14 protein-coding genes are annotated in these 14475 nt (G+C 33.0%); 6 read left to right on the plus strand and 8 right to left on the minus strand.

All coding sequences use genetic code 11. The features are described 5' to 3' along the window. Positions 1 to 88: 88 nt before the first annotated feature. On the plus strand, positions 89 to 889 hold the full coding sequence (locus tag QMA06_RS08735; protein ID WP_290206452.1) for a sulfite exporter TauE/SafE family protein: 801 nt from the start codon (positions 89 to 91) through the stop codon (positions 887 to 889). A gap of 110 nt (positions 890 to 999) precedes the next feature. After that, positions 1000 to 2406 (plus strand): MBL fold metallo-hydrolase, encoded by a 1407-nt coding sequence (locus tag QMA06_RS08740; protein WP_290206453.1) that lies wholly within the window; start codon positions 1000 to 1002, stop codon positions 2404 to 2406. 66 nt (positions 2407 to 2472) lie between these two features. Here QMA06_RS08740 and QMA06_RS08745 read toward each other — a convergent pair whose 3' ends face one another. The 6 genes from QMA06_RS08745 to QMA06_RS08770 all read right to left on the minus strand — a co-directional run bounded on the left by QMA06_RS08745 (position 2473) and on the right by QMA06_RS08770 (position 7950). After that, positions 2473 to 2748 carry an ATP-dependent Clp protease adaptor ClpS gene (locus tag QMA06_RS08745; RefSeq protein ID WP_290206454.1) on the minus strand — a complete coding sequence of 92 codons (276 nt, stop codon included), beginning with the start codon at positions 2746 to 2748 and terminating at the stop codon, positions 2473 to 2475. Positions 2749 to 2833: 85 nt separating this feature from the next. After that, positions 2834 to 3670, minus strand: coding sequence for a 50S ribosomal protein L11 methyltransferase (prmA, locus tag QMA06_RS08750; RefSeq protein ID WP_290206455.1), 837 nt, complete (start codon positions 3668 to 3670; stop codon positions 2834 to 2836). A gap of 239 nt (positions 3671 to 3909) precedes the next feature. Beyond that, positions 3910 to 4659: a triose-phosphate isomerase gene (gene tpiA / locus QMA06_RS08755; RefSeq protein ID WP_290206456.1), complete on the minus strand. Its 750-nt coding sequence runs from the start codon at positions 4657 to 4659 to the stop codon at positions 3910 to 3912. Between the two features lie 282 nt (positions 4660 to 4941). Then, entirely contained in the window at positions 4942 to 6018 is a 1077-nt protein-coding gene (locus QMA06_RS08760; protein WP_290206457.1) for an ABC transporter permease, read from the minus strand. A 169-nt stretch (positions 6019 to 6187) separates the two neighbouring features. After that, the gene (locus tag QMA06_RS08765) at positions 6188 to 7282 is read right to left on the minus strand and encodes a BT_3928 family protein (protein ID WP_290206458.1); all 1095 of its coding nucleotides are present in this window, start codon (positions 7280 to 7282) and stop codon (positions 6188 to 6190) included. Between the two features lie 125 nt (positions 7283 to 7407). After that, positions 7408 to 7950 (minus strand): DUF1599 domain-containing protein, encoded by a 543-nt coding sequence (locus tag QMA06_RS08770; protein ID WP_290206459.1) that lies wholly within the window; start codon positions 7948 to 7950, stop codon positions 7408 to 7410. A 186-nt stretch (positions 7951 to 8136) separates the two neighbouring features. On the opposite strand from QMA06_RS08770, the gene folP reads away from it, so the two are divergent. The 3 genes from folP to cdaA all read left to right on the plus strand — a co-directional run bounded on the left by folP (position 8137) and on the right by cdaA (position 10548). After that, positions 8137 to 8964, plus strand: a complete 828-nt coding sequence (gene folP / locus QMA06_RS08775; protein WP_290206460.1) for a dihydropteroate synthase — start codon at positions 8137 to 8139, stop codon at positions 8962 to 8964. 3 nt (positions 8965 to 8967) lie between these two features. Beyond that, complete coding sequence (locus QMA06_RS08780; protein WP_290206461.1) at positions 8968 to 9660, plus strand: hypothetical protein; 693 nt, start codon at positions 8968 to 8970, stop codon at positions 9658 to 9660. A 105-nt stretch (positions 9661 to 9765) separates the two neighbouring features. Then, positions 9766 to 10548 (plus strand): diadenylate cyclase CdaA, encoded by a 783-nt coding sequence (cdaA, locus tag QMA06_RS08785; protein WP_290206462.1) that lies wholly within the window; start codon positions 9766 to 9768, stop codon positions 10546 to 10548. Between the two features lie 699 nt (positions 10549 to 11247). On the opposite strand, the gene QMA06_RS08790 is transcribed toward cdaA, so the two are convergent. Together QMA06_RS08790 and truA are read right to left on the minus strand one after the other, a co-directional pair. Next, positions 11248 to 13017 carry an ABC transporter ATP-binding protein gene (locus QMA06_RS08790; protein ID WP_290206463.1) on the minus strand — a complete coding sequence of 590 codons (1770 nt, stop codon included), beginning with the start codon at positions 13015 to 13017 and terminating at the stop codon, positions 11248 to 11250. 88 nt (positions 13018 to 13105) lie between these two features. After that, positions 13106 to 13849 (minus strand): tRNA pseudouridine(38-40) synthase TruA, encoded by a 744-nt coding sequence (truA, locus tag QMA06_RS08795; RefSeq protein ID WP_290206464.1) that lies wholly within the window; start codon positions 13847 to 13849, stop codon positions 13106 to 13108. A gap of 135 nt (positions 13850 to 13984) precedes the next feature. On the opposite strand from truA, the gene QMA06_RS08800 reads away from it, so the two are divergent. After that, positions 13985 to 14473: a metallophosphoesterase family protein gene (locus QMA06_RS08800; RefSeq protein WP_290206465.1), complete on the plus strand. Its 489-nt coding sequence runs from the start codon at positions 13985 to 13987 to the stop codon at positions 14471 to 14473. Positions 14474 to 14475: the final 2 nt, after the last annotated feature.

Below are 14475 nucleotides of genomic sequence, written 5' to 3' on the forward strand. Positions count from 1 at the left end.
TGTATCACTTTCGGTGCTTATTGCTAGTTTTACTACTGTATTATGGCGTTCGGTTAACTTTACACCAACCTACAAATAATATCTATAAATGGCATTTATTGAACTATTAGGATATCTTGGAGCCTTAGTTGTGGGACTGGTGCTCGGTTTAATTGGTGGAGGCGGATCTATTTTAACCGTTCCGATTATGGTATATCTCATTGGCTTGAACCCACTCGTCGCCACTGCCTATTCTTTGTTTGTTGTGGGTACCACTTCTGTTTTTGGTGCCTTTCAAAATTATAAGAAAGGTTTAGTAGACTTAAAAACGGCGATCGTCTTTGCCATTCCGGCTTTTATAGTGGTCTATTTAACCCGACGGTATTTTGTTCCTATCATTCCCGATGTGGTTTTTACCCTTAATAGTTTTACTGTTACGAATGATATTTTCATTATGATATTTTTTTCGGTGGTCATGTTACTCGCCAGTTATTCTATGATTAGAGGCCGAAAAAACATAATGACTACCGAAAAACAAAATTTATTCTACAATTATCCAATAATTGCAGTACAAGCTACCGTTATTGGCGTTTTTTCTGGTATTGTCGGTGCTGGTGGTGGATTTTTAATTATTCCTACTTTGGTTCTTATAGGCAAACTACCAATGAAAAAGGCTGTAGGCACTTCACTTTTTGTAATTGCCGTGAACTCACTATTCGGATTTCTGGGTGATTTATCTAATATAGATATTAACTGGCCGTTTCTTTTAACTTTCACATTTATTTCTATCATAGGAATCTTTATAGGTAGCTATTTTTCAAAATTTATAAGTGGCAAAAAACTAAAAAAAGGGTTCGGTTATTTTACAATTATTATGGCCATCTACATTGTATACAGAGAGCTATTTTAATAATTCTTAAGAGAAGAAAATTAGTTTTAACAAAGATGACACTTTGTGACCAATGTAACACTTCAAAAATTTCAAGTTTATTAACTTTGCAGTACACTAAATAAAAACTTATGAAAATAGAACAATTATATACAGGCTGTTTAGCACAAGGTGCATACTATATTGAATCTGATGGGGAAGTTGCTATAATTGATCCGTTAAGGGAAGTTCAACAATATATAGACAAAGCAAAAGCTAACAATGCGAACATTGAATATATTTTGGAAACCCATTTTCATGCTGATTTTGTTTCTGGACATGTGGACTTAGCTAACGAAACTGGTGCTACTATTGTTTTTGGCCCAGGGGCCACCACGGATTACGACATGCATTCTGCAAAAGATGGAGAAGTATTAAAACTGGGTAAAGTAACCATTAAAGTATTACACACCCCGGGTCACACTTTAGAATCCGTAACCTATTTATTAATTGATGAAAACGGAAAAGATCACGCTATTTTCTCTGGGGATACGTTATTCCTAGGTGACGTTGGACGCCCAGATTTAGCTATAAAATCAGATCTTACAAAAGAAGATTTAGCTGAGATGTTATATGATTCATTGCGACATAAAATTATGCCTTTGGCTGATGATGTTATTGTTTATCCTGCTCATGGAGCTGGTTCTGCCTGCGGTAAGAATTTAAGTAAGGAAACCGTCGGTATTTTGGGCGAGCAGAAAAAAACAAATTACGCTTTACGACAAAATATGACCAAAGCCGATTTTGTAAAAGAAGTATTAGATGGTATTGCACCACCACCGCAATACTTTGCAAAAAATGCTATGTTGAATAAAATGGGTTATAATAATTTTGATAACGTCTTACAAACTGGAAATGTAGCTCTTAAGCCAGAAGAATTTGAAGCTATGGCAAACCATGAGTCTGCTTTAGTCTTAGACGTAAGACCACAAGCAGATTTTATAAAAGGACATATACCTAATTCGATCTTTATAGGCTTAAATGGTGGATTTGCCCCATGGGTTGGTGCGTTAATTACGGATATAAATCAACCTTTAATTCTAGTAGTTCCTGAAGGTAAATCGGAAGAAGCAATTACAAGATTATCTCGTGTAGGTTACGATAATACTCTAGGGTATCTCGAGGGCGGCATAGACGCTTGGAGAAATGCAGGCAAAGACATTGAAGCCTTGGCCTCTATTTCCGCAGAAGAATTTGCAGATAAAGCTAAAAAACAATCACTCAATATTTTAGATGTACGTAAAGACGGGGAATACCAATCGATGCATTTAGAAGAGGCTCAGCACTTATCATTAGATTTTATTAATGAGAAGATGAATGAAGTTGATAAAAATAAAACGTACTATGTACACTGTGCTGGTGGTTATCGTTCCGTTATTGCAGCTTCAATTTTAAAGGCTAGAGGGTTTAACAATTTAGTGGATATTGCAGGTGGATTTGGGGCAATTAAAAAAACTGATTTGCCAACAACTGATTTTGTTTGTCCGACAACATTGTAAATATATAGCCCTGTCTAGTATTAAATCTAGACAGGGCTATATAATAAGAAAGCATTATTTTTTAAGCTACACTATTTCTGCACTCAATCCTGCTTGTAAAAGTTTAGAGCATCTTGGCTCTAAATCGTCGTAAGATCCCGTTTTCACAGTACATTTACCTTTGTAATGTACTAACAATGCACACTGCTCAGCTTGTTCTGGCATGTGGTCGCAAGCGTAAATAAGCGTATTAATAACATGATCAAACGTATTGACCTCGTCGTTGAATAATACTATTTCGTTTTCTTTTACGGTCTCTTCCTTTAATAGAAGTTCTACAGATTGTTTTTCTTTTATGCTCATCTTGCTTTAACGGGTTTGAGATAGTCTAATAATAAGCACTAAAAAACAGCGCTCAGTAAGACAGTTAATTTCCTATTAAACTATACTAATTTATAAATTTTAACGAAACCCAACGTCCTTTTTGTATAGTTTCCGCCAATTTTAACATCTGTTTATGACATTCCTTTTCAATAATTGGAATGTCTTCTTCATAAAAACCGCTTAAAAACAGCTCCCCATTTTCATTTAAACATTTCGCATAACTTGCGATATCGGCTAATAGTATGTTTCTGTTAATGTTGGCAATAATACTATCATATTTTTTACCTTCTAACAATGTCACATCTCCTTCATAAACCGATATATTCTCACAATTATTTCGATCGACATTTTCTAAACTGTTGAGATAACACCAATTATCAATATCTATAGCATCGATTTTTGTAGCACCTACCTTCTCTGTTAAAATTGCTAATACTCCTGTACCACATCCCATATCTAAAATAGATTTACCATTAAAATCATTTTTTAATATATGTTGAATCATCATGTGAGTGGTTTCGTGATGTCCGGTACCGAAGCTCATTTTTGGTTCTATGACTAAATCATATTTTGTATTTGGCTTTTCATGAAATGGAGCACGCACTGAAACTAAATCGTCAACAATAATAGGATTGAAATTTTTCTCCCACTCGATATTCCAATTGGTTTGCTCTATTTCTTTGAAATCGTACGTAATGGTAAATTCATCTGAATTTAAAATATAGATATCATCTAAGATATTCTCGCTCCATTCTTCTTTTTGAATATATGCCGTTACGCCCTCTTCTGTTTCTACAAAACTTTCGAAACCCGCATATCCAAGTTCTGCAATTAAGATTTCGGTTGCTGGTTGTAATGGACTTATTATAAAATTGTAACCTAAGTATATGGGATTGGACATTATAATTTATTAATATAAAGTTTATGATTCTCGATTAAAGCTTTACCCACTTCAATGCAAATGACTTAATTCTGATAGCATGCGTTAGCAGTAGAAACGGCATCCTCTTTATTTGGGGGTTGAACTTAGTGAAAGTCACCAAATAAAAAGATATAGTGGATGATGCGACTTTTTGAGATCTTGTTAGGCTATAAAAACCTGACAAGATTTCAAAAAGTAACGCCCAAATAATTTAAGGTTTAAAATGCATTTACTATAGCAAAAAAATCGTCTGCTTTTAGAGCAGCTCCACCTATAAGACCACCATCTACATCTGGTTTAGAAAATATTTCTTTAGCATTGGCCGGTTTTACACTGCCACCATATAGGATAGAAACTGAGTCTGCAATATTATTCCCGTACTTATCAGCTAAAGTTTTTCTAATAAAAGCATGCATATCTTGTGCTTGTTCCGGACTTGCCGTTTCGCCTGTTCCAATAGCCCAAACAGGCTCGTAAGCTAAAACGATGTTTTTAAAAGCCTCAGCATCTAAATGAAATAATGCATTTTTAATTTGATTTTCTACAACTGATTCTTCATTTCCAGATTTTCTGTCGTTCAGTTCTTCCCCGAAACAGAAAATAATCCGGATATCATTGTTTAAAGCTGCATCCACTTTTTTGGCTAATGAGTCATCTGTCTCGTTGAAATAAGCTCGACGTTCGCTATGACCAAGAATAACCGTCGTAATACCAATACTCGTTAACATTGCCGCACTAATTTCCCCTGTGTATGCCCCATTTTCGGCAAAATGCATATTCTGCGCTACAACTTCAATATCAGTATTTTTTAATGTCTGAAATGCTCTCCAAAGATTGGTGAATGTTGGTGCTATCATAACCTCAGCATCTGACGTTTTTGCTTCGTTTCTTAACGCTGTAATTAACGCTTCGGTTTGCGCTAAATCATTATTCATTTTCCAGTTTCCTGCAACTATCTTTTTTCTCATAATATGGCCCACAAAAGTAGGTGTCTTATTAAGTTAAACTTCATTTTATTTTTAATCCTAAAGATTTTGGGCTATGATAAATGTAACCCTTAAATTGTACGGATAATTCTATCACAAAAATAATACAATTATGAAGAAAGACAGCCGATTGCAATCATTCAATTAACAGAAGGTTATTAGAAATTCCTAAATAATGATATAACTTGGAAGCAATTACATTAATGAGAATTCAATATTTAATTACTGCTTATTCTTTAAAGCGACTGCTGCTTGCGTAAGAAATCAAGATAATTTAACTCTTGGATCTAACCAAGCGTAAATAATATCGACAAAAATATTAATAGTTATAAAAACAATAGCAATAACTAATACTGCCCCCATTATAACGGGTAGATCTAAGGTGTTTAGCGCATTAACGATTTCCTTGCCTAATCCATTCCAACCAAAAATATATTCCACAAACACTGCCCCTGCCAGCATGGATGCAAACCAACCAGATATAGCCGTAACAACAGGATTTAAGGCATTTTTAACGGCGTGATTTTTTATAACTTGAAATTCAGTTAAGCCTTTTGCTCTAGCGGTTCTTATATAGTCTTGATTCATTACTTCTAACAATGAATTTCGCATCAGTTGAATGACCACGGCTAATGGACGAATCCCTAAAACAATGGCTGGTAGTATTAAATTTTTCCACTCTATAGTCATTTTATCACCAAAGTCATCTAGTTCGTATAAACTGCCTGTCATTTCTAAATTGGTGTATTTGTACAACACAAAACCGAATAACCATGCAAATAATATAGCACTAAAAAATGAAGGTACGCTCATGCCAAACGTACTTAAAACCTGAATGGTTTTATCGACCCAAGTATCTTTATATAGTGCCGAAATGATACCAAAAATGATACCTAGAGATATTGCAATAATAATTGCGGAAACAGCTAAAACAAATGTATTTGGAATGGTTTCTAAAATTACTTCGGTTACTTTCTTACCTTGTTTTGTAAAAGACTCGCGTAAATAAGGGAATTTAATAACCGTAGTAGTTTGGCCTAAAGTAAATAATTCTGTTGCTGTATATTTATTTGGGCTTAAGAAGGTGTAATCTGTTGTATGATTTGAATGAAATGACACCGGTGATAAATCATTTAGGTAATATAAAAACTGCGTCCTAATTGGTTTATCGAAACCATATTTTTGTTTTACGGCTAGAACTTGTTCTTCAGACTGATTTTGACCTAACATCATTTTTGCAGGATCGCCTGGTAAAATGGTAAATAAAAAGAAAATTACAGTAATGACACCAATTAAGGTGATGAACGCATAACCAATTTTATTTAGAAGGTATCCTATCAAAAAGATTTTTATTTTAAAATTACATATTACACCAACTAAATATTAAACTTTTAGGGCTCTAATTTTTAGTTCGTTTATCACCTTATTTGCCGTTTAGACAATAAAGGCGTTAATTATTAAAAAGTAAATTTTTACTTAAAAATTACTAAACCGTAAACGTTATTGTTATCTAAAGATCAACATCCTCTATATCATTCCAATGTGCCTTATCAATAACGGTACCTTTGTTTAATATGATTACTCCAGGATTAGCCCGCACTATAGTCTTAACTACTTTTTCATCGCAAAGATAAAAATCAAAATTAAGATTATATTCTGCTTTTATCCATGCTTTATCAGCAGATCCAGAAGAGGTTAAACCGATAACCGTGTAACCTTTTTTGAGTGCCTTTTCCGAAAATGACTTTAACTTCGCTATCCCTTCTACTTCTCCTTTAGAAATAGCATACATAGTAATTATCACCAAGTTATCTTTTTCTAAGAAATAATCGGTTAAATCTTCATCATCAGATTCAATTGTAAAATCTTGAATTGGTGGAATATAACCCTCATCAACAACCTCAGTTTCTACTCCAACGTATTCACCCTCTACTTGCGGATAACTACCGTTAGTGACAAATTCTTGTTCTTCACCATTAATTTTAAACGTCCATGTATATTCCGAGACAGCTTTAGGTGCACCTTCTGGCGTAGTCATTTGATTCTGTAAATTTTTGCCAATGGCATAAGCTCTAAAATCAATTGCAGGTAGATGCATTAGCACGTGGTATCCAAACCAAAGTGACGCTATAAACGTTAACAATGCTATAACCGTTGTAGGTAATTTTGTAAAAATTGGCTTAATGTGTTTTACCCCTAAGAATAATATTAAAATAAGCACTAATAATATAATATCTTTTGTAAAACTCTCCCAAGGTGTTAATTTTAGTGCATCACCAAAACAACCACAATCTTTAACTTTATCAAAGTAGGCTGAATAAAACGTTAAAAACGTAAAGAAAACAATCATTAGTAGTAAACTCCAAACTGTAAATTTAGGCTTGTAACCAATTAAGAGAAACACTCCTAAAACGACTTCAAATACTACTACAATTACCGAAATCCCTAAGGCATAAGGAATTAAAAATTCAATATTTAAAACATCTGAACCAAAGTATTCTTGTAATTTATAAGAAAACCCAAGAGGGTCATTTAGTTTTATAAATCCTGATATGATAAATAAAACACCAGTTAATATTCTGCTTATTTGTACAATGTATTTCATGCTTTCTTTGGGATTCTCACTATTCGTTTACTTTATAAGTTAACTGAACAGGAACTTTATATAATTTGTATTTTGTCTATAATAATATTCGTTTAGTTGCGTTCAGAAACCAATATATACAAGCATTAATTCGATTCGTTTAAATGAATCAAAGCAAATACCGCATAGTTAATCATATCCTGATAATTGGCGTTAATTCCTTCGCTTACGAGCGTTTTTCCGGCATTATCTTCTATTTGTTTTACTCGTAATAATTTCTGTAAAATTAAATCGGTTAACGAACTCACTCTCATATCGCGCCATGCTTCACCATAATCGTGATTTTTGTCTAACATTAACTGTTTAGTCACCGCTATTTTTTCGTCATACAATTCAGCCGCTTCTTGTGTGTTTAAATCTGGTTGCTCAACGACACCTTTTTCTAACTGCACCAAGGCCATTAGACAATAATTAATAATGCCGATAAACTCACTTGCTTCACCTTCATCTACTTTTCTTACTTCATTTTGTTGCAAGCCTCTAATGCGTTGCGCTTTTATAAAAATCTGATCGGTTAATGAAGGTAATCTCAAAATGCGCCAAGCACTCCCGTAATCACTCATTTTATTGACAAACAGCGCTCTACATTTCGCTATAATGGCATCGTATTGTTTTGAAGTATCTTGCATTGGTTAAAATTTAGCTTCCTGTAAGGGATTGCATAAATATATAAGTCTTAAAATAAATAGAAAAGCGTACGACTAGAAATGTGTAAATCTCGATTATCGCATAAATTTCCGTAAATTTCGCATAAATAAATTAGATGTTCAAAGTTTGGGGTTTAAAGTTTTCTTAACACCAATTTTAGTTTAAATATGAAAATAAATTGCAAAGGAAATTTAATTGATTTAGCCACACCAAAAGTAATGGGTATTTTGAATGTAACTCCAGATTCATTTTTTGATGGCGGTGTATATTCTAATAAACTTGACATGTTGAAACAGGTAGAAACCATGCTAAAAAGTGGTGCTACCTTTATAGACATTGGCGGCTATAGCTCACGACCCAATGCTGATGATGTTATGGAGGCCGAAGAACTAAAACGAGTTATTCCTGTTGTGGAATTAATTTTGAAAGATTTTCCTGAAACTTTAATTTCTATTGACACCTTTAGAAGCAATGTCGCTCAACAAAGTATTGAAGCTGGCGCAGCCCTTATTAATGATATTTCGGCTGGAAAATTAGACAAAAACATGTTATCTACTGTTGGAAAATTAGGAGTTCCCTACATTATGATGCATATGAAGGGTAATCCTAAAACCATGCAACAGCAAACGCAATATGAGGATATAACTAAAGAAGTTATCTCTTATTTCGGTGAACGAATTGTGGCTGCACATCAGGCAAAAATCAATGATATTATTATAGATCCAGGTTTCGGATTTTCAAAAACTAGAATGCAAAACTTTGAATTGTTGCATCAATTAGAGTTACTCCAGATGACTGATAAAGTAATTTTAGCCGGTGTTTCACGAAAATCTATGATCTACAAAACGCTGAACTTAACTCCAGAAAACGCACTCAACGGCACTACCGCACTGCATATGGTGGCTTTGCAAAAGGGTGCGAAAATTTTACGGGTACACGATGTAAAAGAAGCTATGGAGTGTGTAACTCTTTTTAATCAATTGAAATTAAATTAAACAATGCGTATTACACTTTTACTACTAATTATTTGTTGCTATAGTTGCAACAACGAACGAACATTATTATTGCCTGAAATTGAGAACGCCGAAGTCACAGAAGTTTTAGACATGTCACCGGCATATATATTTTATGATGAAACCCAACCCGATTCCACATTATTAAACCGAAAGAACTTAATAATTACCACCAATTGGTTGGTTAATGTAGATAAACGTTTAACCTTACGCCAAGCGATTCCGAAAATAATATTAATGCAAGAAAAAAAGCGGAATTCAGAATTGCACAAAAATGAAGATGCCAAAAATTATTTTACTTGTAATGATACTAAAATTGAAAATTTAGGATTTTTGGAGTTTACAGACGTGAGTTATATTCATGAATCGTCCAGCAATTTTGATAAGAAGTCATCATCTATAAAGTTGCAAAAAGCGATAATAATAGAAGTTAATAGTCTGAACGAAATTAAACTATTTACTGATTCGAGTGACAATCCACAAAGCAAAACAACCAATAGTATAGAATTGATTGTAGATCTTCAAAATATTTTTCAGACAGGTAATAGCATGATCACACCTATAATCTTGAATTTTAATAAAAACATCAGCTTTCAGGATTATATTTCCATAAAATCTGAATTAATAAAACTTAAATCAGAACAGTTCAAAATAGAAAACAACGAGTTTATTTACTAAATTGTAGATCAGTCAGGTTTTGAGAATCCGAAAGATTGCAATTATTGACAATCTTTTTCTCCACTACTTAACATTAATTATTAAATTAGCAAAAACACCTACTTTTTGGAAAACTTACAACTTTGGGATTTTAGATTTATCGATTTTGTGGATGTCTTTCTCGTGGCTATTCTACTCTATTATATCTACAAACTTGTTAAAGGAACCGTAGCAATCAACATTTTTATTGGTATTCTTATAATATATTTTGCTTGGCGACTTACGGATTACCTCGATATGCAAATGCTTTACAGCATTTTCGATGGTTTTATGAAGGTTGGAATTATTGCATTAATCGTAGTCTTTCAACCTGAAATTAGAAAATTTTTGCTAATGGTAGGGTCTACCAATATAGGCGGAAAGCGTAATTTATTTAAAAATTTTAAATTTCTTAAAAATGACGACCAAACCTCTACAGATGTAGATGCAATTATCAATGCCTGCAACAAAATGGCGTCTTCTAATACCGGAGCACTAATTGTCCTTGAACGCAATAATAACTTGGATTTTTTAACCAACACGGGGGACGAAATGAATATATTAGTGTCTCAACCAATAATTGAAAGTATCTTTTTTAAAAATAGTCCACTACATGATGGCGCAGCTATTATTGATAACAATATTGTAAAAGCAACTCGTGTTATTCTTCCTGTAAATAATGAAAAAAATATTCCAGAACGTTTTGGGTTACGACACCGAGCTGCTATTGGAATTACCGAAAAAACAGATGCTTTGGCACTTTGCGTGAGTGAAGAAACCGGACAGATTTCATACATAAAAAATGGTGATTTCGAAATGTTTAATGACACGGCTGAACTTGTTCAAAAAATTAAAGAAGATCTAGGTTAGTAACCTGTACAAACTGTAATAATTCATTTAGAGACTCACAAAAAGTTTATAGTGATTGTAGCGCAAATAATATTCAGAATCATTAAATAAAAAGACTATTGACCCAACAAGTGAATGAGCCGTTTATTTTCATTGAAAATAAATTTTCACCTCTCTTTAACACCTTATTTTAACAACACAATGCGGTAATTATTGACTACATTAATCTTACACGAAAAAAGTTAACTGATGCGCTATAGTTCTGCCATTTCCTCAAGTTCATATAATGTCAACCTTATTTTAGGATACTATCAACACCGATTTACTCGCTATAGAAAATTCATTTAGGGAGTATTTCAAGTATTCAGACAATGCTGTGAATACAACGGACTTTGTTGGTTTTAATAAATATGAAACTATTATTTACATAGTTAGTGGTCCTTCTCTTGCCACCTAACTAGCGTATTATATAGACAAAACACAGTTTAACTTTACAAGATATTTAGTGATAATTCGTTATTACGATGTTCAAATTATCATTTTAACTGTAGTCTTTAGCAGTCTACTTTTTATAAAGGTTTATTATTTTATGGCCTCGGTTGCAATTACAGTAAGTAAAGTTATCTATTTATTCTACCTTCTTAAATACATTTTTAAAATCACATTAAGGCATAGTGTCCTTTACTTTAAATTATTTGGCGCTTTAAATAAATAAATAAATTAAACTACTTCCTCTTTCATAAATTGAACTTCATAAAGGTTTTTGTAGTAGCCCATTTCTTTTTCGAGAAGTGATTTATGCGTTCCTATTTCAACAATTTCACCTGCATCCATTACAATAATTTTATCGGCTTGTTGTATCGTTGCTAATCGGTGTGCTATTACAATAGACGTTCTGCCTTTGGTAATTTTATCTGTTGCATCTTGTATTAATTGTTCTGAATACGAATCTACCGAAGACGTCGCTTCATCTAATATTAATATACTAGGATTAGTAACATAAGCTCTTAAAAATGAAATTAACTGTCGCTGACCAGAAGACAACATTACACCACGTTCTTTTACATTATAATGATATCCATTTGGAAGACTCACGATAAAATCATGGATTCCAATAGCTTTCGCGGCATTTATAACATCGTCTTCCGTAATATCATCTTTATTTAGTGTAATATTATTTAAAATTGTATCTGCAAACAAAAATACATCTTGCAATACAATGGCAATATGACTTCGAAGCGAATTCAATGTCATGGATTTTATATCTATATCGTCAATTTTTATAGTTCCCGAATTAATATCATAAAAACGGTTTAATAAATTGATAATTGTAGATTTGCCGGCTCCAGTTGCTCCTACAATGGCTACTGTTTCACCAGCCTCAACCTGTAATGAAATACCTTTTAAAACTTCTTCATCATTTACATAAGAGAACCTTACGTCTTCAAAAGATATATTACCATTAAATTGTTTGGCTTCAATAGTACCAGAATCATCAATATTTGAAGTAGTATCTAATACTTTAAATACACGGTCTGCAGCGACCATTCCCATTTGTAGCGTGTTAAATTTGTTCGCAATTTGATTAAGCGGTCTAAACAACATAGGAATAAACATGGTAAAAGCTATTAATTCCCCAAGAGTGGTGCCCGCCTTATCTGAAATTGCATCAAATCCGCCTACTAAGATGACCATTGCCATAGTTAACGAGGCTAAAAATTCTGCTATAGGAAAGAAGATAGAATTGTACCAAACTGTTTTTAACCAGCCTTTTTTATGTCTTTCATTAATTTGTTTAAAGTTTTTATACTCTGTATCTTCTCTTGTAAATAATTGAAGAATTTTCATTCCTGTAACCCGTTCTTGAACAAAAGAATTTAAGTTTGAAACTTCTGTCCTCACATCTTCGAACGCTATTTTCATGTACTTCTGAAAAATCTTAGTAGCGAACAATACAATTGGCATAGTCACGAATACAATAAGACTTAATTTTAAATTTATCATTGACATAAAACCAGCAACCACCACCATTTTTAAAACGTCGCTAAAAATCATAAAAAGTCCCTCACCAAAAATATCGGCAATACGTTCCATATCAGTTACAGCTCTAGTAATTAGAACACCTACGGACGATTTATCGAAATACGTCATTTTAAATTTAAGCATATGCTTAAATAACTTTACCCGGATATCTTTTACTACTGACTGCCCTAACCAGCTTGCGTAGTAGATAAATAGTAATTGCGACACTACTTCTAAAACCAACAACGCTAACATAATTAGCATATAAATTACAAAACCATTGTATTCTTTATTTGCGATTTTAACATCTATGACCTCTCTTAAAACATAAGGTCTAAAGGCGCCAAATAATGCCAATCCTACAACACAAAATAACGAAATCACAAATACGGTACGGTAAGGTTTTATGTACTGTAATAATCGCGTAAACAATGATGTATCAAATATTTTTTTGCTTTTTTCTTTCATATTGTACCATGCTATACGCACGGTGTTTCTTTTAAGTATCATTTCCAAAATACAGGAAACGATTTCACATGCAATTACTCGTGAAAAATTACTGTTTAATAGTATCAGGATAATTAATTCCCACTAAATATAAGCCATGCGCAGGAACTGAAAATCCGGCTTTACCCCTATTTTTGGAGGTTATAATATAATGCAAATCTTCTGGTTTTAATTTCCCCAAACCAATGTTAACCATAGTACCGACAATGGCTCTTACCATATTTCTTAAAAAACGATCTGCTTTAATCGTAAATAATAATTCGTCGCCTTGCTGTAGCCAATTGGCTTCCATTATCTCACAATTATACGTTTTTACATCTGTATTCGACTTGGAAAAGCATTGAAAATCTTTATACTGAAATAAAATTTCACATGCCTTATTCATCGCTTCAATATCTAAAGGCATTTGTACCTGATAAGCAAAGTCATAATCAAATACATTTTTTGATGTCGTAATTTTATAGTGATATGTTCTGCTAGTAGCATAAAATCTCGCGTGAATCTCGGGTTTCACTTCAAAAACAGATGTTACAGCTATATCTTTAGGTAAAATAGAATTGAGCCTATAGACCAAATCTAAATTTTTAAAATCACCTTCAAAATCAAAGTGAGCAAACATTTGAGAAGCATGAACTCCCGTATCGGTTCTGCCTGCACCCATAATTGAAATATTGGTTCTCAATATGGTAGAAAGTGCTTTTTCTAACACTTCTTGTACAGAAATAGCATTAGGTTGGTTCTGCCAGCCATGATATGCTTTACCATTATATGAAAGTTCGATAAAAAATCGCAATAGAAATCTTACTTTTGTTAAAGTGCAAAGTTACTCTATTCCTGCGAACGCGAGAATCTCGTTAACGTAATATTTAGAATTGAATAAGCACTGGTCATTATTATTTGAAACGTTTTTACGAAATTAAATATTCTCTTGAAAAAAATACTGCTCTTATCGGATACGCATAGCCACATAGATGACGCTATTTTAAAATATGTAAAACAAGCAGACGAAGTTTGGCATGCTGGTGATATCGGAAGCTTAAATGTTACGGATAGCATAAAAAAACTAAAACCGTTGCGAGCAGTTTATGGAAATATTGATGACGCTAAAGCACGAACCGAATTTCCACTACACAATCGTTTTGTATGTGAAAACGTTGATGTTTGGATTACTCACATTGGAGGTTATCCTCCAAAATATAATAATCTTGTAAGAGACGAATTGCAATCAAATCCTCCTGACCTATTTATTACTGGTCATTCGCATATATTAAAAGTAATGCCAGATAAAAAGCTAAATTTACTACATATGAATCCTGGAGCGGTTGGTAAACATGGATTCCATAAAGTTAGAACCATGTTACGATTTAAAATCGATGGTAAAAAAATTGAGGATTTGGAGGTTATTGAATTTCAATAAAA

This window comes from Winogradskyella bathintestinalis, from assembly GCF_030407435.1.
Classification (GTDB): domain Bacteria; phylum Bacteroidota; class Bacteroidia; order Flavobacteriales; family Flavobacteriaceae; genus Winogradskyella; species Winogradskyella bathintestinalis.